Source organism: Mycobacterium sp. TKK-01-0059, from assembly GCF_000709305.1.
Taxonomy (GTDB): domain Bacteria; phylum Actinomycetota; class Actinomycetes; order Mycobacteriales; family Mycobacteriaceae; genus Mycobacterium; species Mycobacterium intracellulare.
On the sequence record NZ_KL446993.1, the window covers coordinates 3259878 to 3279906 of the forward strand.

Annotated in this window: 15 protein-coding genes and 3 rRNA genes; 10 read left to right on the forward strand and 8 right to left on the reverse strand. The window is 64.9% G+C overall.

Features of this window, described 5'->3' with window-relative positions; translation table 11 throughout:
* The first annotated feature begins 76 nt into the window (after positions 1–76).
* The 4 genes from murA to rrf all read left to right on the forward strand — a co-directional run bounded on the left by murA (position 77) and on the right by rrf (position 6814).
* Positions 77–1330, forward strand: coding sequence for a UDP-N-acetylglucosamine 1-carboxyvinyltransferase (gene murA, locus K883_RS15700; RefSeq protein WP_008254832.1), 1254 nt, complete (start codon positions 77–79; stop codon positions 1328–1330).
* Positions 1331–1690: 360 nt separating this feature from the next.
* Positions 1691–3221: ribosomal RNA gene (locus K883_RS15705) — 16S ribosomal RNA — on the forward strand.
* 282 nt (positions 3222–3503) lie between these two features.
* A 23S ribosomal RNA gene (locus K883_RS15710) occupies positions 3504–6612 on the forward strand.
* An 89-nt stretch (positions 6613–6701) separates the two neighbouring features.
* Positions 6702–6814 (forward strand): 5S ribosomal RNA (rrf, locus tag K883_RS15715).
* Together the 16S, 23S and 5S rRNA genes form the textbook arrangement of a ribosomal RNA operon.
* 235 nt (positions 6815–7049) lie before the next feature.
* On the opposite strand, the gene K883_RS15720 is transcribed toward rrf, so the two are convergent.
* Both K883_RS15720 and K883_RS15725 read right to left on the reverse strand, forming a co-directional pair.
* Positions 7050–8225 carry a PPE family protein gene (locus K883_RS15720; protein WP_008254834.1) on the reverse strand — a complete coding sequence of 392 codons (1176 nt, stop codon included), beginning with the start codon at positions 8223–8225 and terminating at the stop codon, positions 7050–7052.
* A gap of 12 nt (positions 8226–8237) precedes the next feature.
* The gene (locus tag K883_RS15725) at positions 8238–8537 is read right to left on the reverse strand and encodes a PE family protein (protein WP_008254840.1); all 300 of its coding nucleotides are present in this window, start codon (positions 8535–8537) and stop codon (positions 8238–8240) included.
* A 366-nt stretch (positions 8538–8903) separates the two neighbouring features.
* Between K883_RS15725 and K883_RS15730 the strand changes: the two genes are divergently transcribed.
* Positions 8904–10058 (forward strand): PPE family protein, encoded by a 1155-nt coding sequence (locus K883_RS15730; protein WP_008254843.1) that lies wholly within the window; start codon positions 8904–8906, stop codon positions 10056–10058.
* A gap of 30 nt (positions 10059–10088) precedes the next feature.
* Here K883_RS15730 and K883_RS15735 read toward each other — a convergent pair whose 3' ends face one another.
* The 4 genes from K883_RS15735 to K883_RS15750 all read right to left on the reverse strand — a co-directional run bounded on the left by K883_RS15735 (position 10089) and on the right by K883_RS15750 (position 13170).
* On the reverse strand, positions 10089–10802 hold the full coding sequence (locus K883_RS15735) for a hypothetical protein (protein WP_008254846.1): 714 nt from the start codon (positions 10800–10802) through the stop codon (positions 10089–10091).
* 22 nt (positions 10803–10824) lie between these two features.
* On the reverse strand, positions 10825–11133 hold the full coding sequence (locus K883_RS15740) for a hypothetical protein (protein ID WP_008254847.1): 309 nt from the start codon (positions 11131–11133) through the stop codon (positions 10825–10827).
* 61 nt (positions 11134–11194) lie between these two features.
* Positions 11195–11686: a methylated-DNA--[protein]-cysteine S-methyltransferase gene (locus K883_RS15745; RefSeq protein WP_008254850.1), complete on the reverse strand. Its 492-nt coding sequence runs from the start codon at positions 11684–11686 to the stop codon at positions 11195–11197.
* Entirely contained in the window at positions 11683–13170 is a 1488-nt protein-coding gene (locus K883_RS15750; protein WP_008254852.1) for a DNA-3-methyladenine glycosylase 2 family protein, read from the reverse strand. Before K883_RS15750 ends, K883_RS15745 begins: the two co-directional genes overlap by 4 nt.
* A 202-nt stretch (positions 13171–13372) precedes the next feature.
* Between K883_RS15750 and K883_RS15755 the strand changes: the two genes are divergently transcribed.
* A complete protein-coding gene (locus K883_RS15755) occupies positions 13373–14446 on the forward strand; it encodes a GGDEF domain-containing protein (protein ID WP_008254855.1) in 1074 nt (357 codons plus the stop codon).
* A gap of 13 nt (positions 14447–14459) precedes the next feature.
* On the opposite strand, the gene K883_RS15760 is transcribed toward K883_RS15755, so the two are convergent.
* Complete coding sequence (locus K883_RS15760) at positions 14460–16085, reverse strand: adenylate/guanylate cyclase domain-containing protein (protein ID WP_036454911.1); 1626 nt, start codon at positions 16083–16085, stop codon at positions 14460–14462.
* Between the two features lie 45 nt (positions 16086–16130).
* Between K883_RS15760 and nucS the strand changes: the two genes are divergently transcribed.
* Positions 16131–16799, forward strand: a complete 669-nt coding sequence (nucS, locus tag K883_RS15765) for an endonuclease NucS (RefSeq protein ID WP_008254859.1) — start codon at positions 16131–16133, stop codon at positions 16797–16799.
* Between the two features lie 22 nt (positions 16800–16821).
* On the forward strand, positions 16822–17124 hold the full coding sequence (locus K883_RS26860; protein WP_080552542.1) for a hypothetical protein: 303 nt from the start codon (positions 16822–16824) through the stop codon (positions 17122–17124).
* Between the two features lie 10 nt (positions 17125–17134).
* Here K883_RS26860 and mce read toward each other — a convergent pair whose 3' ends face one another.
* On the reverse strand, positions 17135–17602 hold the full coding sequence (mce, locus tag K883_RS15770) for a methylmalonyl-CoA epimerase (protein WP_014379600.1): 468 nt from the start codon (positions 17600–17602) through the stop codon (positions 17135–17137).
* 89 nt (positions 17603–17691) lie between these two features.
* Between mce and K883_RS15775 the strand changes: the two genes are divergently transcribed.
* Together K883_RS15775 and K883_RS15780 are read left to right on the forward strand one after the other, a co-directional pair.
* On the forward strand, positions 17692–18885 hold the full coding sequence (locus K883_RS15775; RefSeq protein WP_014711089.1) for an acetyl-CoA C-acetyltransferase: 1194 nt from the start codon (positions 17692–17694) through the stop codon (positions 18883–18885).
* A gap of 181 nt (positions 18886–19066) precedes the next feature.
* Complete coding sequence (locus K883_RS15780; protein WP_014711090.1) at positions 19067–19981, forward strand: tetratricopeptide repeat protein; 915 nt, start codon at positions 19067–19069, stop codon at positions 19979–19981.
* Positions 19982–20029 lie beyond the last annotated feature (48 nt).

Genomic DNA, 20029 nt, shown 5'->3' on the forward strand with positions numbered 1-20029 from the left:
TTGGCTCGTTGGCATACGGGCTCGCTGGCAAGCCGGCCGACTGACAAGCCGATACCGCTTCACTAGACTGACCCGGGTGGCTGAGCGATTCGTGGTGACCGGCGGCAACCGGTTGTCCGGCGAAGTCGCGGTGGGGGGCGCAAAGAACAGCGTGCTCAAGCTGATGGCCGCGGCGTTGTTGGCCGAAGGCACCAGCACCATCACCAATTGCCCCGACATCCTCGACGTGCCGCTGATGGCCGAGGTGCTGCGCGGCCTCGGGGCAACCGTCGAACTCGACGGTGACGTCGCCCGGATCACCTCGCCCGACGAGCCGAAATACGATGCCGACTTCGCGGCGGTGCGCCAGTTCCGGGCTTCGGTGTGCGTACTTGGTCCACTGGTCGGTCGGTGTAAGCGGGCCCGCGTCGCCCTTCCCGGCGGAGACGCGATCGGCTCGCGGCCGCTGGACATGCACCAGGCCGGCCTGCGCCAGCTGGGCGCGCAATGCAACATCGAACACGGATGCGTCGTGGCGCAGGCTGATACGTTGCGCGGCGCGGAGATTCAGTTGGAGTTTCCGTCGGTGGGCGCCACCGAGAACATCCTGATGGCCGCGGTCGTGGCCGAAGGCGTGACCACGATCCACAACGCCGCGCGCGAACCCGACGTCGTCGACCTCTGCACGATGTTGAACCAGATGGGCGCGCAGGTCGAAGGCGCCGGTTCGCCGACGATGACCATCACCGGCGTCCCGCGGCTGCACCCGACCGAACACCGCGTCATCGGGGATCGCATCGTCGCCGCCACGTGGGGCATCGCCGCCGCGATGACCCGCGGAGACATCTCGGTCACCGGTGTCGACCCGGCGCACCTGCAGGTGGTGCTGCACAAGCTGCACGACGCCGGCGCCACCGTCACCCAAACGGAAAGCAGCTTCCGGGTGGCCCAGTACGAGCGCCCGAAGGCCGTCAATGTCGCGACCCTGCCGTTTCCCGGGTTTCCCACCGACCTGCAGCCCATGGCGATCGCGCTGGCGTCGATCGCCGATGGCACGTCGATGATCACCGAGAACGTATTCGAGGCGCGCTTTCGTTTCGTCGAGGAAATGATCCGGCTGGGCGCCGACGCCCGCACCGACGGGCACCATGCCGTCGTGCGTGGGCTGCCGCAATTGTCGAGCGCGCCGGTGTGGTGTTCGGACATCCGGGCCGGCGCCGGCCTGGTGTTGGCGGGGCTCGTCGCCGACGGCGACACCGAGGTTCACGACGTCTTCCACATCGATCGCGGCTACCCGTTGTTCGTGGAAAACCTGGCGATTTTGGGAGCGGAGATCGAGCGGGTAGAGTAACCAAAGTCAGTGCCCCACAAGCGCGATCACCGACGCGAAGGTGGACGAGAGCGGGGCCTTGACTCCCTCGCTGGATTGGTACTAGCCTGGCACGGCTGCTCCCGACTCGGTCTCTGGAAGACCAAAACTGGGAGTTGACTCCACTGCCGGACTTGTATTAAGCTGGCAGGGTTGCCCCAAAACGGGCGAAACAAGTGTTGTTTGAGAACTCAATAGTGTGTTTGGTCTTTTTATTTGTTGTTGTTTTTTGGCCATACCTAGCACTCCCCGTGTGTGGGTATGGCAATTTTTGATGCCAGTTATTTGGTGTCTTGTCAGGTATCTCTGATTTGAAATTCACCTCGTTCATCGAGGAGTTTTTGTTTGGAGAGTTTGATCCTGGCTCAGGACGAACGCTGGCGGCGTGCTTAACACATGCAAGTCGAACGGAAAGGCCCCTTCGGGGGTACTCGAGTGGCGAACGGGTGAGTAACACGTGGGCAATCTGCCCTGCACTTCGGGATAAGCCTGGGAAACTGGGTCTAATACCGGATAGGACCTTTAGGCGCATGTCTTTAGGTGGAAAGCTTTTGCGGTGTGGGATGGGCCCGCGGCCTATCAGCTTGTTGGTGGGGTGATGGCCTACCAAGGCGACGACGGGTAGCCGGCCTGAGAGGGTGTCCGGCCACACTGGGACTGAGATACGGCCCAGACTCCTACGGGAGGCAGCAGTGGGGAATATTGCACAATGGGCGCAAGCCTGATGCAGCGACGCCGCGTGGGGGATGACGGCCTTCGGGTTGTAAACCTCTTTCACCATCGACGAAGGTCCGGGTTTTCTCGGATTGACGGTAGGTGGAGAAGAAGCACCGGCCAACTACGTGCCAGCAGCCGCGGTAATACGTAGGGTGCGAGCGTTGTCCGGAATTACTGGGCGTAAAGAGCTCGTAGGTGGTTTGTCGCGTTGTTCGTGAAATCTCACGGCTTAACTGTGAGCGTGCGGGCGATACGGGCAGACTAGAGTACTGCAGGGGAGACTGGAATTCCTGGTGTAGCGGTGGAATGCGCAGATATCAGGAGGAACACCGGTGGCGAAGGCGGGTCTCTGGGCAGTAACTGACGCTGAGGAGCGAAAGCGTGGGGAGCGAACAGGATTAGATACCCTGGTAGTCCACGCCGTAAACGGTGGGTACTAGGTGTGGGTTTCCTTCCTTGGGATCCGTGCCGTAGCTAACGCATTAAGTACCCCGCCTGGGGAGTACGGCCGCAAGGCTAAAACTCAAAGGAATTGACGGGGGCCCGCACAAGCGGCGGAGCATGTGGATTAATTCGATGCAACGCGAAGAACCTTACCTGGGTTTGACATGCACAGGACGCGTCTAGAGATAGGCGTTCCCTTGTGGCCTGTGTGCAGGTGGTGCATGGCTGTCGTCAGCTCGTGTCGTGAGATGTTGGGTTAAGTCCCGCAACGAGCGCAACCCTTGTCTCATGTTGCCAGCGGGTAATGCCGGGGACTCGTGAGAGACTGCCGGGGTCAACTCGGAGGAAGGTGGGGATGACGTCAAGTCATCATGCCCCTTATGTCCAGGGCTTCACACATGCTACAATGGCCGGTACAAAGGGCTGCGATGCCGCAAGGTTAAGCGAATCCTTTTAAAGCCGGTCTCAGTTCGGATTGGGGTCTGCAACTCGACCCCATGAAGTCGGAGTCGCTAGTAATCGCAGATCAGCAACGCTGCGGTGAATACGTTCCCGGGCCTTGTACACACCGCCCGTCACGTCATGAAAGTCGGTAACACCCGAAGCCAGTGGCCTAACCCTTGGGAGGGAGCTGTCGAAGGTGGGATCGGCGATTGGGACGAAGTCGTAACAAGGTAGCCGTACCGGAAGGTGCGGCTGGATCACCTCCTTTCTAAGGAGCACCACGAAAAGCACTCCAATTGGTGGGGTGCGAGCCGTGAGGGGTTCCCGTCTGTAGTGGACGGGGGCCGGGTGCACAACAGCAAATGATTGCCAGACACACTATTGGGCCCTGAGACAACACTCGGTCGATCCGTGTGGAGTCCCTCCATCTTGGTGGTGGGGTGTGGTGTTTGAGTATTGGATAGTGGTTGCGAGCATCTAGATGAGCGCATAGTCCTTAGGGCTGATGCGTTCGTCGAAATGTGTAATTTCTTCTTTGGTTTTTGTGTGTAAGTAAGTGTTTAAGGGCGCATGGTGGATGCCTTGGCATCGAGAGCCGATGAAGGACGTGGGAGGCTGCGATATGCCTCGGGGAGCTGTCAACCGAGCATTGATCCGAGGATTTCCGAATGGGGAAACCCAGCACGAGTGATGTCGTGTTACCCGCATCTGAATATATAGGGTGCGGGAGGGAACGCGGGGAAGTGAAACATCTCAGTACCCGTAGGAGAAGAAAACAATTGTGATTCCGTAAGTAGTGGCGAGCGAACGCGGAACAGGCTAAACCGCACGCATGTGATACCGGGTAGGGGTTGTGTGTGCGGGGTTGTGGGAGGATACATCTCAGCTCTACCTGGCTGAGGGGTAGTCAGAAAGTGTCGTGGTTAGCGGAAGTGGCCTGGGATGGTCTGCCGTAGACGGTGAGAGCCCGGTACGCGAAAACCCGTCACCTACCTTGTATCAATTCCCGAGTAGCAGCGGGCCCGTGGAATCTGCTGTGAATCTGCCGGGACCACCCGGTAAGCCTAAATACTTCTCGATGACCGATAGCGGATTAGTACCGTGAGGGAATGGTGAAAAGTACCCCGGGAGGGGAGTGAAATAGTACCTGAAACCGTGTGCCTACAATCCGTCAGAGCCTCCTTGTGGGGTGATGGCGTGCCTTTTGAAGAATGAGCCTGCGAGTCAGGGACACGTCGCGAGGTTAACCCGTGCGGGGTAGCCGCAGCGAAAGCGAGTCTGAATAGGGCGCATCCCCTTTGGGGTGTAGTGGCGTGTTCTGGACCCGAAGCGGAGTGATCTACCCATGGCCAGGGTGAAGCGCGGGTAAGACCGCGTGGAGGCCCGAACCCACTTAGGTTGAAGACTGAGGGGATGAGCTGTGGGTAGGGGTGAAAGGCCAATCAAACTCCGTGATAGCTGGTTCTCCCCGAAATGCATTTAGGTGCAGCGTTGCGTGGTTCACCACGGAGGTAGAGCTACTGGATGGCCGATGGGCCCTACTAGGTTACTGACGTCAGCCAAACTCCGAATGCCGTGGTGTAAAGCGTGGCAGTGAGACGGCGGGGGATAAGCTCCGTACGTCGAAAGGGAAACAGCCCAGATCGCCGGCTAAGGCCCCTAAGCGTGTGCTAAGTGGAAAAGGATGTGTAGTCGCAGAGACAACCAGGAGGTTGGCTTAGAAGCAGCCACCCTTGAAAGAGTGCGTAATAGCTCACTGGTCAAGTGATTATGCGCCGATAATGTAGCGGGGCTCAAGCACACCGCCGAAGCCGCGGCACATTCACGTTTACGTGGATGTGGGTAGGGGAGCGTCCCTCATTCAGCGAAGCCTCCGGGTGACCGGTGGTGGAGGGTGGGGGAGTGAGAATGCAGGCATGAGTAGCGATAAGGCAAGTGAGAACCTTGCCCGCCGTAAGACCAAGGGTTCCTGGGCCAGGCCAGTCCGCCCAGGGTGAGTCGGGACCTAAGGCGAGGCCGACAGGCGTAGTCGATGGACAACGGGTTGATATTCCCGTACCCGTGTATGGGCGTCCCTGATGAATCAGCGGTACTAACCACCCAAAACCGGATCGACCATTCCCCTTCGGGGGCATGGAGTTTCGGGGCTGCGTGGGACCTTCGCTGGTAGTAGTCAAGCGATGGGGTGACGCAGGAAGGTAGCCGTACCAGTCAGTGGTAATACTGGGGCAAGCCTGTAGGGAGAGCGATAGGCAAATCCGTCGCTCATTAATCCTGAGAGGTGATGCATAGCCGATTGAGGTGAATTCGGTGATCCTCTGCTGCCAAGAAAAGCCTCTAGCGAGCACATACACGGCCCGTACCCCAAACCAACACAGGTGGTCAGGTAGAGAATACCAAGGCGTACGAGATAACTATGGTTAAGGAACTCGGCAAAATGCCCCCGTAACTTCGGGAGAAGGGGGGCCGGAATACCGTGAACACCCTTGCGGTGGGAGCGGGATCCGGCCGCAGAAACCAGTGGGTAGCGACTGTTTACTAAAAACACAGGTCCGTGCGAAGTCGCAAGACGATGTATACGGACTGACGCCTGCCCGGTGCTGGAAGGTTAAGAGGACCCGTTAACCGTAAGGTGAAGCGGAGAATTTAAGCCCCAGTAAACGGCGGTGGTAACTATAACCATCCTAAGGTAGCGAAATTCCTTGTCGGGTAAGTTCCGACCTGCACGAATGGCGTAACGACTTCCCAACTGTCTCAACCATAGACTCGGCGAAATTGCACTACGAGTAAAGATGCTCGTTACGCGCGGCAGGACGAAAAGACCCCGGGACCTTCACTACAACTTGGTATTGGTGTTCGGTACGGTTTGTGTAGGATAGGTGGGAGACTGTGAAATACAGACGCCAGTTTGTATGGAGTCGTTGTTGAAATACCACTCTGATCGTATTGGACACCTAACGTCGAACCCTTACCGGGTTCACGGACAGTGCCTGGCGGGTAGTTTAACTGGGGCGGTTGCCTCCTAAAATGTAACGGAGGCGCCCAAAGGTTCCCTCAACCTGGACGGCAATCAGGTGACGAGTGTAAGTGCACAAGGGAGCTTGACTGCGAGACTTACAAGTCAAGCAGGGACGAAAGTCGGGACTAGTGATCCGGCACCCCCGAGTGGAAGGGGTGTCGCTCAACGGATAAAAGGTACCCCGGGGATAACAGGCTGATCTTCCCCAAGAGTCCATATCGACGGGATGGTTTGGCACCTCGATGTCGGCTCGTCGCATCCTGGGGCTGGAGCAGGTCCCAAGGGTTGGGCTGTTCGCCCATTAAAGCGGCACGCGAGCTGGGTTTAGAACGTCGTGAGACAGTTCGGTCTCTATCCGCCGCGCGCGTCAGAAACTTGAGGAAACCTGTCCCTAGTACGAGAGGACCGGGACGGACGAACCTCTGGTATACCAGTTGTTCCACCAGGAGCACGGCTGGATAGCCACGTTCGGACAGGATAACCGCTGAAAGCATCTAAGCGGGAAACCTTCTCCAAGATCAGGTTTCTCACCCTTTTAGAGGGATAAGGCCCCCCGCAGACCACGGGTTCGATAGGCCAGACCTGGAAGCTCAGCAATGAGTGCAGGGAACTGGCACTAACCGGCCGAAAACTTACCAACACACAATCGCAACCACAGTCCATTTCGGCGGCATTTTGCCGCTGGAAGCTTGAACACCGCACCCCCCACCAAACAAATTTAAATAGAGTTACGGCGGCCACAGCGACAGGGAAACGCCCGGTCCCATTCCGAACCCGGAAGCTAAGCCTGTCAGCGCCGATGATACTGCCCATACGGGTGGAAAAGTAGGACACCGCCGAACATACACAAAAACACCCCCGGCAACGGGGGTGTTTTTGCATTCGTAGCCAAAACCACTGGCGCACAGGGATTTACACCGGCATGCGGGATCGCCGCGTCCCGTGTCCGTAAGCCGGCGACGCGGTACGCGCGGTCGACGGGCCACGGTGGAGCCGGGGGTGCAGCGCCCTCCGCGATGCCAACGGCGGTGCGCTGAGCCGGATCTCGACCCGATTGCTCGGGACGTTGTTGCTCGGCTAGCCGGCAAACGGCGGGCGGGCCATCACCGTCGGGCGGATCCCGTAGCGCGGGCCGGCGCCGGTCGAACCCCCGCCGACACCAGCCAGCGGCATACCGCCCAATAGGTTTCCGGGTCCCGATGTCTCGGGAGTGGTGATGAAGCGGCTGACCGGAATCGACGAGGCTCCGGAGGCGACCGCCGGGCCCGCCGCGGAGGTCCAGGCGGGGGGCACGGAGAGGCCGCCGACCGGCGCCGCAGAAGCCAAAGTCGCCGATATGGCGCCGCCGCCACCGGCCAGCCCGCGCAGCGATGCGCCCACGGCGGGCAGGCTCGCGGCGGCCTTCGCTCCCTCACTGGCGGCCTTGGCTGCGGGAGCCAAACCCTTTGAGAGCGATAGGAAGTGGGTCGACATCCCGGTAACGCGATACATCATCGCGAGGGTGTTCTGGGCAGGGCTGGCGTATTCGGCCCACATGTCGAACACGGGGTTCTGTTCCAGCACGTCGGTGATCGGCGGCAGTTCCGTGTTCGCCGCCGCGGGCGACGACAGTGCCTGCAGTGTGGGCGGTACCGAGGACAGCAACTGTGACTGTGCCGACTCCGCCCCGGCCGAGGTGCCGGCCGCCTGAGCGACGGAGGCTGCCTGCATGGCCTCGCCGGCCGGATTGGTGGTCTCCGCCGGCCGGGTGAACGGTGTCACCTGGGTGACCGGCGCGGCCTGACCCGCGTAGCCGTACATCGCCGTAGCGTCTTGCGCCCACATTTCGGCGTATTGCGTCTCGAGCTGGACGATCAGCGGCGTGTTTTGGCCCAGGACATTGGTCGACACCGCCTGGACGAGTTGGGCGCGGTTGGCTTCGATCAGCGGTGGGGGAACCGTGGCGGCAAACGCCGCTTCGTAGGCGCCCGCCGCGGCCCTGGCCGAAACGGCGGCCTGTTCGGCCTGTACGGAGGTGGTGCGCATCCACGCCACATAGGGTTTGGCGGCCTCGGCCATCTGGGCCGAGGCCGGGCCCATCCACTCTTCGCTCACCAGTTGCGTGATGATCCTGTCGTAGTCGTTGGCCGCGGAATCCAACTCCGCGGCCAGCAGATTCCAGGCCCACGCCGCGGCCATCATCGAGGCCGAGCCCGGGCCGGAATACATGCGCTCCGAATGGATCTCCGGGGGTAACGCTCCGAAATCCAGCACGTCGCACCCGCCTCAGCTGGACGCGGCGGCGTTGATGGCTTCGGTTGCCGCATATGAGCCGGCGCCGAAGTGCAGCATTCTCACGAAGCTGTCGTGAATCACCGTGGCCTGGGCGCAGACGGTCTGATACATCTGGGCGTGCGTGGCGAACTGCGCGGCAACCAGCACGGAGACCTCGTCGGTTGCCGCGGGTACCACTCCCATCGTCGGCGCCGATGCCGCTGCATTCTGTGCGGCCAGCGCCGAGCCGATGGCAGCCAAGTTCTGGGCTGCGGCGGTTAACGCTTCGGGCTGGGTGGTCACGAACGACACGGTGATTCTCTCCTCGCTGGTTCCGATTCAACGGTGCTGAACGGCCGCTGAAAGCCGCTCCACCGCGAGGTTAAGGGCTGCGCGCCCAATAGTGTATTGCTAAAGACAAGTGTTCATCTTCAGCTAGATTCAGTTCATATCTGTGAACTCATATGTACATATATGTTCTTACGATCACATATGTGTACAAACGTCCACTCATAAGAGATGACCGCCGTGCCCGAGGATCGGCATCGCGTTCGTGATTCGACGGCCGACGCCGGCGGCTGCGCTGGACGGTACCCGCGCACAAGTATCTGACCACAGTTTCGGGGGGCGTCGGCGCGCGTGCGACAGCCGTCGCCGACAAGACGAGGGGACCACTTAGTGGATTACGGGGCGCTTCCGCCGGAGGTCAACTCCGGGCGGATGTACGTCGGTGCGGGTTCGGGGCCGATGCTGGCGGCCGCCGCGGCCTGGGACGGGTTGGCCATCGAGCTGTACACCACCGCAGCCTCCTACGGTTCGTTGATCGCCGAACTCACCGGCGCGTGGCTGGGCCCGGCGTCGGCGACGATGGCCGCCGCCTCGGCCCCCTACGTGGCGTGGCTCACCGCGACCGCCGCACAGGCCGAACAGACGGCGGTCCAGGCGAAGGCCGCCGCGGGGGCCTACGAGGCGGCGTTCGCGATGACGGTTCCGCCACCGGTGATCGCGGCCAACCGCGCCCAATTGATGATGCTGATCGCGACGAACTTCTTCGGCCAGAACCTGCCCGCGATCGCGGCCACCGAGGCCCACTACGCCGAGATGTGGGCCCAGGACGCGGCCGCGATGTATGGCTATGCCGCGGCGTCGGCCGGCGCCTCGGCGTTGCCCCCGTTCGACCAGCCGCCCTCCACCACCAACCCGGCGGGGGAGGGCGGTCAAGCGGCCGCGGTCGCCCATGCCGCCGACACGGCGGCCGAAACAAGCACGCAACCCGGTGCCTCCACCTCGGGGTTAGCAAACCCAACGTTGGTCTCCAGCGCAGTGGTGGAAGGCTCGTCAGGGGCATCCGAATCGTCGGCATCGGAGTCCTGGAAAAAGTTGACCTCGTTGTATACCAACCACCTTGGTATGGCCTACAACCACGCGGGCGACTGGGAGCACATGATGAAGATCTGGGAAGGCGTGATGCCGGCCGCCGGTGACGGCAAAGGCGCGACGGCCGCGGCAAGCTTGCGCGGTGTGGGTGGAACGCTCGGCGGTGGCCCGGTGTCCTCGGGTGCGTCCTCGCCCGTGTCGGCGGGTCTGGGCAGGGCGGCCACGGTGGGTCACTTGTCGGTGCCGCAGAGTTGGGCCGCCGCGGCTCCGGCGGCAAGCGCGGACACAGCCGCGCCGGCGGTGAGCACCGTCGGCGCCGGCGCCGAAGCCAAGGGAAGCGGGTTGCTCCGCGGCATCCCGCTGTCGGGCACGGGCCGGGGGGCCGGGGGCAAGATCGTCGGGCAGCGGTACGGGTTCCGCCCGATGGTGGTAGCGCGGCACGTGGTGGGCGGATAAACGCTCAGGTCGCCGAAGGCGCGGGATGGCCTACTTGCCGGACGTGAACCAGGCCACCTTGGCCTGCCACGATCGCGCGGATCCGTAGGCGAAGCCGATGGCGCTCAGGCAGGCGCACAACCAGACGGGCAAGGCGATGTCCGTGCCCGCCCAGGCGGTGCCGATTTGAATCACGCTCGCCGCCACCCCGAATCCCGCCGAGATCAGGTAGAGGTCGACGGTCGTCGTTGAGCGGGGATCCGTCCGCAGGATCAGCAGCACTCGCCCGGCGTAGGAGAGCAGGTAGATCATCAGGGCGCCCAGGACCAGCCAGTAAGCCAGCAGCCAGAAGTCGGCGGGGGCCGCGAAGAAGTCGAGGTGATGGCCCTCGTCGGCGATGACGAACAGAACCACCAGCAGCGGAACCGCGATGCGTAGCGGGCGCGTGACGTGCTTGCGCAACAGCTCGCTCTCGTGGGCTTCGTCGACCAGGCGGATGAGCCCATGGCGGATGATCGCCGTCACCGCGAAGATCCAGCAGATGTGTCCGAGCAGGTGTTGCACGTTCCACAGCCCGAAGACGCGGTGTAGCGGGGGTCCGAGCGCGGCCGCGGCCCAGTGCGACATCAGCAGCACCGCGCAGCCATGCAGTGCGATGTTGCGGGTGGCGCCGGCCTCCCATCGGGAGCGCCAGGTGTAACGCCGGATCCACAGGCTGCACAGAAGGGCGGCCAAGGTGACGACGATGAGTGCGGTTTTGATCATCCAAACGGTCCGGCAGTGCCGCTCAGACGGGCGGACTGTTGGGATCGGGGCGAAGGTCGCGCAGCCTGGGCGGGCCGGTCTGGGACTCCAGGTACTCGGTGACCGAGTCGGGGTCGATCAGACCGTAGCGGACCTGCAGGTCGACCGGGTTCAACCCCAAATACTTGGCCGCCCTGATCAGGTTGTCGGCGGTGATCAGCCTGCCCTCGCGAGCCGCCTTGTAGTACGCGGACTTGCGGTAGCCGAACGCTTCGTAGACCTCGGTGGCCGCCAGGGGTCTACCGACCAGATACGGCAGCACCACCGCCGGATCCTTCGCACTGTCGTCCACAAATATGGACGATAGCGTCGTACGACGGACCTCGCAAAAGAAACGCGACCACCGCCGGCGGTCAGTCGAACAGCGTTGCGCAACTGTGGGTCTTTTCCAGATCCAGCAGGGCGCGCTTGCGCTGCAGGCCGCCGCCGTAGCCGGTGAGGCTGCCGTTCGAGCCGATCACCCGGTGGCAGGGCACCACGATCGCGATCGGATTGTGCCCGTTGGCCAATCCCACGGCGCGCGCGGACCCCGGAGCGCCGATCTGCTCGGCGATCCATCCGTATGACCTCGTCTCCCCATAGGGAATCGTCAGCAACGCCTTCCACACGCGCCGCTGGAACTCGGAGCCGTGCAGGTCGAACTCGAAATCGAAGTCGGTGCGCTCGCCGGCGAAATAGGCGGCCAGCTGCTCGACGGCGGCGCCGAACGCCCGCGGGTTCGGCGACCAGCCGGCGCGGCTCGGCTCATAGGTCTGGTCGACCATCCGTAGGTTCGTCAATACGGAGCCGCGACCGGCCAGGGTGAGCAATCCGATGGGGCTGTCGATGGTGCGGTACTCGATCATGCGACCTCCTGTGGCGGCCAATGGTTTACGGGATGCTCGAGAGTGGTCCAAAGATATTGGGTGGCATAGGAACGCCAGGGGCGCCAACGGGCGCCGCGTTCTACGAGGGAGCGTTCGTCGGACGGCAATCCCAGCTGTTTGGCGGCCAGGCGCAGCCCGAGGTCGCTGGCGGGGAAGGCGTCGGGGTCGCCAAGGCCGCGCATCGCGATCACTTCCGCGGTCCAGGGGCCCACCCCGGGCAGCGCGAGCAACTGTCTGCGGGCACTGTCCCAGTCGCATCCGGTGTCCAGCACGATGCTGCCGTCGGCGAGGCCGGCAACCAATGCGCTCAGCGTGCGGCGGCGGGCCTTGGGCACCGCCAGATGGACGGGATCGATCTCGGCGAGCTCCTCGACCGAGGGGAAGGTGTGGGTCAACGTTCCCTCGGCGTCGTTGACCGGCCGTCCGTACGCGGCGACCAGCCGGCCGGCATGGGTGCTCGCGGCCCTGGTCGACACCTGCTGCCCGAGCACTGCGCGCACCGCGAGTTCGGCTTCGTCGACGGTGCGCGGAATGCGCTGCCCGGGCGCCTTGGCCACGACGGGTCGCAGACCGGCGTCCGCGCCCAGCGCTTCGTCGACCGCCTCCGGGTCCGCGTCGAGGTCCAGCAGCCGCCGGCAGCGGGCGATCGCCGTGGTCAGATCGCGGAAATCGTCGAGCACGAGGACGCAACGGACATGGTCGACGGCGGGCGTCAGGGTCACGATGGCGTTGCCGAACGGAAGGCGCAAGCTGCGTCGGTACCCGCCATCGCGGACCTCCTCGCAACCGGGAACGGCGCCGGCCGCGAGATGGCCGAAGACGCCCTCGTAGGCGAAGGGTGTGCGCACCGGGAGCCGAAGGCACACGGTGCCAGGCGAATTGGCCTCGGACGCGGTACGGGCGGCCGCGCGCCGGCGCAGGGCGCTCGGTGTGCCTTCGAACACCGATCGCACGGTGTCGTTGAACTGACGGATGCTGGAAAAGCCCGCGGCGAATGCGACGTCGCCGAACGGCAGGTCCGTCGTCTCGATCAACACGCGGGCGGTCTGGGCGCGCTGCGCCCGGGCCAGTGCCAGCGGGCCGGCGCCGACCTCGGCCTGCAGGAGCCGTTCGAGCTGGCGAGTGGTGTAACCGAGGTGGGCGGCCAGACCACCCACACCGTCGCGGTCCACGGTGCCGTCGGCGATCAGCCGCATCGTGCGCGCCACCACGTCACCGCGCACGTTCCATTCGGGGGAACCCGGAGAGGCATCGGGACGGCACCGTTTGCAGGCCCGAAAGCCGGCCCGCTGGGCGGCCGCCGCGGTGGGGTAGAACCGCACGTTGCGGGCGAACGGCGGCCGCACGGGGCAGCTGGGCCGGCAGTAGATCCGGGTGGTCAGCACCGCGGTGACGAACCAGCCGTCGAACCGGGCGTCCTTGGACTGGACGGCGCGGTAGCAGCGGTCGAAATCGTCGTGCACGCTTCCAGACTTACACCCGGGCACCGACAAAACTAGCGGGAAAGCGACATCGTGGTGGGCGGTGTCGGTTGGCCTCACGTCGGAGCGGCTTTCTTGTCGATTCGAGGTACTTCCCGCACGCGATGGTATTTACTGTGACCCAACTCGCCGGCTCTGACGGCGTGACCCGACGGGGTGAGTGAGTTCGGGGAAAGGCGAACCGATGAAGCGGCTGGCGACGTGGTGGGGGCAGGACGACCACTTCGATTGGCTGACAGGTTATTTGCAAGCGCACGGGCTGAGCACCAACACCCGCAGGGTGTTGGCTGTCGTGGCGTCCTCGTTGGTGCTGGTGCCCGTCAATGTGTACTGGGGTCCCGAGCCGTTGTATCCCCATGTGGCGCTGACGGTTTCGGTCGTGTCCGCCGTGATCGGACTGGGCATGGCGGTGCTGTGGTTGAGCGGATGGCCCACCCGGCGCCAGTCGATCTTCTACATCATGACCGGCTGCGTATCCATTGGCGGCGGCTGTCTGTGGCAGCCCCAGCCGCTCGTCGGGCTGATGTCCTGCTCGGCGCTCTCGGTGACCGGCGGCTACATCGCGTTCTTCCACACCACCAGGCTCATGGCGCTGAACCTCGGCGTGGCCAGCGCGATCGGGGCCTGGCAGGCGGTGCGTCTGGCCGCCGAGGGGCAAGCAGTGTTGGCCTTCACCGGCTACTTCCTGGTTCTGGAACTCAACGTGGTCGTTCCGCTCGCCATCCAGGTCGTGGTGCGCGCCCTGTGGGTTGATCTCTCGCGTGCCAACCGCGATCCGCTGACCGGCCTGCTGAACCGGCGAGCCTGCGACAGGGAGATAGTCGGCCGGATGCTCGCGGGCGCGCATCACATGTTCTTGGCGGTGGCCATGGTCGATCTGGACCGCTTCAAAGAGCTCAACGACACCCGCGGGCACGCCGCCGGCGATGAGGCGCTCATCGAGGTGGCCGGCACCCTGACGACCGCCTGCGGAGAGACCGCGATCGTCGGCCGCGTCGGCGGGGAGGAGTTCCTGGTCGCCGACATTGTCACCGCGGACCAGCTGCCGGAGTGGGGCCGACAGCTCTGTGACGCGATAGCCGCGATGAACGCATCGGTGACCGCCAGCGTCGGAATCGCCACCCTCGCGTTGCGCAGCGTCGTCTCGGACTATGCCGAGCACGCGTTCCACCAATTGGTCGCCCAGGCCGACACCGCGATGTATGAAGCCAAACGGTGCGGCGGCAACCAGAGTCGCCACCGCCAGGTGGCGGTCTGAGCCCGCCGAAGCCCTACTGAGCGGATGAAGGGGCGTCGACGAGCGACGCCAACCGGGTGGGGCGCTCGTGCCCGCGCAGGGTGACCGTTTCGCCCAATGACCAACGGGCCCGCTCGTTTTCGCTTGCGCCCTCGATGGCGTCGGCCGTCGCGAGCAGACGGTTGGTGTGTGACTTGGCGAGCTCGCACAGCCGCGCCGCCTCGTTGACCGGCTCCCCGATGACGGTGTATTCGAATCGTTCTTTGGCGCCGACATTTCCGGCGACGACCTGGCCCGCGGCCACGCCGATCCCGGCCTCGAGGTCGGACATCTCGTCCGCCAGGCGCTCGGCGATACACCGCGCGGCGGCCAGCGCCGCATCTTCGGGACTGTCCAGGCGGTTGGGCGCGCCGAAGATGGCCAGCGTCGCGTCGCCTTCGAATTTGTTGACCAGCCCGCAGTAGCGGTCGACCTCCTCGACGACGATCGCGAAGAAACGGTTCAGCACCGCAACGACTTCGGCCGGCGGCTGGCTCGTCACCAGCTGCGTCGACCCGACGATGTCGATGAAGACGACCGCGACGTGGCGTTCTTCGCCGCCCAGCTTCGGCCGTTCGCGTTCCGCGGCCAGCGCCACCTCACGCCCGACGTGGCGGCCGAAGAGGTCGCGGACGCGTTCCCGCTCCCGCAGGCCGTCGACCATCGTGTTGAAGCCGCGTTGCAGCTCACCGAGTTCGGTACCGTCGAACACCACGAGGTCCCCCCGCAGATCGCCGCGCTCGACGCGCGCCAGGGCCGCACGGACCACCCGCACCGGTGTCGCGGTGAGCCAGGCCAGGATCCACATCAGGACGCACCCGAAGATCAACGGGGCCATCGACACGATGAACACGGCCACCGCGAACTGCGTCTGGGTCAGATTGCGCAGCACGAGCTCGAACAGAGCGAGCATCATGGTCCCGATGACGGGCACGGCCGAACCGAGGAACCAGACGACCATCGTGCGGCCCATGATGCCCGCCGCGAACCGTCGTGGCGGTGGCCCGGCCTCGAGCGCCTGGGCGGCGACGGGCCGCAGCGCGAACTCCGCGAGCAGGTAACTAGCGGTGGCGACCACCACCCCGCCAAAGCTCACGACGAGCAGGAATCGCGGAATGAAGAGCGTGTTGACCATGCCGTACAGCGTCGTCAGCAGTATCGTCCCGACGCCCCACAAGACGAGGTCGACGAGGGCGATGCGCCACGGCGCGACAAAGGTGTTGCGCTCGTCCTCTGGAGTCGGCTCGCGCTCTTCAATCGCCCAGCGCAGGGCGATCACGGTCCGGCGGGTGATCCAGTACGTGCCCCACGCCGAGGCCGCCACGATGTAGGCCGGGGAGGCACCGAACGTGATCCACGCCGGCGCGTCGTCGAACACGCTCGGCACCGGGATGGCGACCGTCACCAAAAACAGCGCGACGGCGATGCCGATCAGGTTCGCGCCCAGCACCAGCACCGTCATGATGATCTGGATGCGCACCCGGCGGCGGCCCTGGCTTTCCGACACCCGACCGAGCAGCAGGGAGCCGTACGCCGGCGTCTCTGGCAGACGGCCGCTCTGACGGGTGACGCGCTCGAGCACCCGGCCTATTCGTTGTGCCAAGGACGTGTTGGCCGACATGGTGGCGTCAGCCTAATTTGTCGGCCACGCTCTAAGGTGAGTCGGGTGCGTCTAGTGATCGCTCAATGCACCGTGGACTACGTCGGCCGGCTCACCGCGCACCTGCCCTCCGCGCGCAGGCTGTTGCTGTTCAAGGCCGACGGATCGGTCAGTGTGCACGCCGACGACCGCGCCTACAAACCGCTGAATTGGATGAGCCCGCCGTGCTGGCTGAGCGAGCAGGCCGGTGACCCCCCGGTGTGGGTTGTCGAAAACAAGGCGGGCGAACAACTGCGCATCACCGTCGAGGAGATCGAACACGACTCCAGCCACGATCTCGGCGTGGACCCGGGGCTGGTCAAGGACGGCGTCGAAGCGCACCTGCAGGCGCTGCTCGCCGAGCACGTCCAGCTGCTCGGCGAGGGGTACACGCTGGTGCGTCGCGAGTACATGACCGCCATCGGCCCCGTCGATCTGCTGTGCCGCGACGAACGCGGCGGCTCGGTGGCGGTGGAGATCAAGCGGCGCGGCGAGATCGACGGCGTCGAGCAGCTCACCCGCTACCTCGAGCTGCTCAACCGGGACAGCCTGCTGGCGCCGGTGCAAGGGGTCTTCGCGGCGCAGCAGATCAAGCCGCAGGCGCGCACCCTGGCCGTCGATCGCGGGATCCGTTGTGTGACATTGGATTACGACAAGATGCGGGGCATGGACAACGACGAGTACCGGCTGTTCTGAAGCCCGTCACTAGACTGATCGCATGCCTCGGCGCCGCCCACCGCCACGCAGGCAGCGGCCGTCGGCGCCGCTGTTGCGCCGGGTGGAGGTCGGGCCCGACGGACACGAGTACGAGGTCCGTCCCGTTGCAGCGGCCCGAGCGGTCAAGACCTATCGCTGCCCGGGCTGCGATCACGAAATCCGCTCCGGCTCAGCTCATTTGGTGGTGTGGCCGATCGATTCGGTGTCCGGGACAGGCGCGGGTCACGTCGAGGACCGCCGGCATTGGCACACGCCGTGCTGGGCGCACCGCGCCACCCGCGGTCCCACCAGGAAGTGGTCTTGACTACCGGCTCTCAGGCGGCCGGTTCGACGAGTTCGATCAGCACTCCGCCGCCGTCCTTGGGGTGAATGAAGTTGATCCGGGAGTTTGCCGTGCCGCGCCGGGGCGCGTCGTAGATCAACCGCACGCCTTGCTCGCGGAGCCGCTCGACCATGGCGTCGAGGTCGCTGACCCGAACGGCCATCTGCTGAATGCCCGGCCCGCGCTTGTCGAGGAACTTCGCGATCGTCGAGGACTCGTCGATCGGGGCCATCAACTGGATCTGCGCGGTGCCCGCCGGGGCGCCCCGCACCGCCAGCATGGCTTCGCGGATTCCCTGCTCCTCGTTGACTTCCTCGTGCACCAGGATCATGCCGAGGTGGTCGTGGTACCAGTCGATGGCGGCGTCCAGGTCGGCGACTGCGATGCCGACGTGATCGATCGCCGTCACCAGTGAGGTGGCCAGGATCTGACGGGCGTCAACTTGATCGGTCGTCATCACATAACGGTAACCTGGCGGCAAAGATTGCGCTTCTCCGGGAGTCCGAATCGGCCGTCGGGGGAGCGCCCAGCAGGCCTTAGGAGAGAGTCATGACGACGTCGGTGATCGTTGCTGGAGCGCGCACACCCATCGGCAAGCTGATGGGTTCGCTGAAGGATTTCTCGGGCAGCGATCTGGGCGCCATCGCGATCGCCGGCGCGCTGGAGAAGGCCTTCCCAAATGTTCAAGAGCCGGGTTCGCTGGTCGACTACGTGATCATGGGCCAGGTGTTGACGGCCGGGGCGGGCCAGATGCCCGCACGCCAGGCGGCCGTGGCCGCCGGCATCGGCTGGGACGTGCCGGCGCTGACCATCAACAAGATGTGCCTGTCCGGAATCGACTCCATCGCGCTGGCCGACCAGCTCATTCGCGCCGGGGAGTTCGACGTGGTGGTCGCCGGCGGCCAGGAGTCCATGTCCAAGGCGCCGCACCTGCTGATGGACAGCCGCTCGGGCTACAAGTACGGCGACGTCACGGTCCTCGACCACATGGCCTACGACGGCCTGCACGACGTGTTCACCGACCAGCCCATGGGCGCGCTCACCGAACAGCGCAACGACGTCGACAAGTTCACCCGCCAGGAGCAGGACGAGTTCGCTGCGCGGTCGCATCAGAAGGCGGCCGCGGCGTGGAAGGACGGCGTCTTCACCGACGAGGTGGTGCCGGTCAACATCCCGCAACGCAAGGGTGATCCGCTGCAGTTCGCCGAGGACGAAGGCATCCGCGCCAACACCACGGCCGAGTCGCTGGCCGGCCTCAAGCCGGCGTTTCGCCGCGATGGCACCATCACCGCCGGTTCGGCCTCCCAGATCTCCGATGGCGCCGCCGCGGTGGTGGTGATGAGCAAGGCCAAAGCGCAGGAGCTGGGGCTGAGCTGGCTGGCCGAGATCGGCGCGCACGGGGTGGTGGCCGGTCCGGATTCCACCCTGCAGTCGCAGCCGGCCAACGCGATCAAGAAGGCCATCGGCCGCGAGGGCATCTCCGTCGACCAGCTCGATGTCGTGGAGATCAACGAGGCGTTTGCCGCGGTCGCGCTGGCCTCGACCCGCGAACTCGGCGTGAATCCCGACATCGTCAACGTCAACGGCGGCGCGATCGCGGTCGGGCATCCCATCGGCATGTCGGGAGCGCGCATCACGCTGCATGCGGCGCTGGAATTGGCGCGGCGGGGGTCCGGATACGCCGTCGCGGCGCTCTGCGGGGCCGGAGGGCAGGGCGACGCCCTGGTTCTGCGGGCGGGTTAGCCAGGGATCGACGCTCCCCGCGACGTTGCTGGCGCCGTGCGGCGGCAAGAATTTTGTGATCTTCGTCATACGGGCCGATCACGCCCCTTTTTGAGGGGATTTTCGGCCCCGTCCCGGCCGTGCCCGAGCGGCGCCGCCACCGGGTGGATCGGTAGCCCGCGCGCATGACAAACTTGACGGCGTGACGCGTCCGCGACCTTCCATCGGCCCCGCACTGACCGGTGCTGTCGATCTGTCCGGTCTCAAGCAGCGCGCCCAGTCGCCCGGCGCCGCTCCGGGAGGGCCCACGCCCCCGACCCCCGAGGGGGGCGGCATCACCGCGGTCACCGAGGCCAACTTCGAGGCCGAGGTTCTGCTGCGGTCCGAGGAAGTGCCGGTCGTCGTGCTGCTGTGGTCGCCGCGCAGCGACGCGTGCGTCCAGCTCCTCGACACGCTGTCGGGCCTGTCCGGCCAGGACAACGGCAAGTGGTCGCTGACCTCCGTCAATGTCGATGTCGCGCCCAGGGTCGCCCAGATCTTCGGCGTCGACGCCGTCCCCACCGTGGTGGCCTTGGCGGCCGGACAGCCGATCTCGAGTTTCCAAGGCGTGCAGCCGGCCGAGCAACTGCGCGGCTGGCTGGACCAGATCCTCTCCGCGACCGCCGGGAAGCTTAGGGGCGCAACGGGTTCCGCGGAACCCGACGTCGTCGACCCCGAGTTGGCCGCGGCGCGCCAGCAGCTGGAGGACGGTGACTTCGAGGCCGCCAAGGCGTCCTATCAGTCGATCCTGGATGCCAACCCGGCCAGCGCGGAGGCCAAGGGCGCGATCCGCCAGATCGAGTTCCTGACGCGCGCGACCGCCCAGCGCCCGGACGCCGTCGCGGTCGCCGACGCGGCGCCGACCGACATCGAAGCCGCCCTCGCGGCCGCCGACGTGCAGATCCTCAACCAAGAGGTCGCCGCCGCGTTCGAGCGACTGATCGCCTTGGTGCGCAGCACATCCGGCGATGATCGCGCGTTGGTGCGCACCCGCCTGGTGGAGCTGTTCGAACTGTTCGACCCGGCCGATCCCGAGGTCGTCGTCGGGCGACGCAACCTCGCCAACGCGCTGTACTGACGCGAAATCGGCTCACGAACGTCGAGTTGTTGGCGCCAACAGCGCCGA

What these genes read in the sequence shown, in the direction of transcription:
- K883_RS15735 (WP_008254846.1), bottom strand. Translation starts at nt 10,802, where the DNA reads ATGATCAAAACCGCACTCATCGTCGTCACCTTGGCCGCCCTTCTGTGC.
- K883_RS15745 (WP_008254850.1), bottom strand. Translation starts at nt 11,686, where the DNA reads ATGATCGAGTACCGCACCATCGACAGCCCCATCGGATTGCTCACCCTG.
- K883_RS15755 (WP_008254855.1), top strand. Translation starts at nt 13,373, where the DNA reads ATGAAGCGGCTGGCGACGTGGTGGGGGCAGGACGACCACTTCGATTGG.
- K883_RS15760 (WP_036454911.1), bottom strand. Translation starts at nt 16,085, where the DNA reads ATGTCGGCCAACACGTCCTTGGCACAACGAATAGGCCGGGTGCTCGAG.
- K883_RS26860 (WP_080552542.1), top strand. Translation starts at nt 16,822, where the DNA reads ATGCCTCGGCGCCGCCCACCGCCACGCAGGCAGCGGCCGTCGGCGCCG.
- K883_RS15775 (WP_014711089.1), top strand. Translation starts at nt 17,692, where the DNA reads ATGACGACGTCGGTGATCGTTGCTGGAGCGCGCACACCCATCGGCAAG.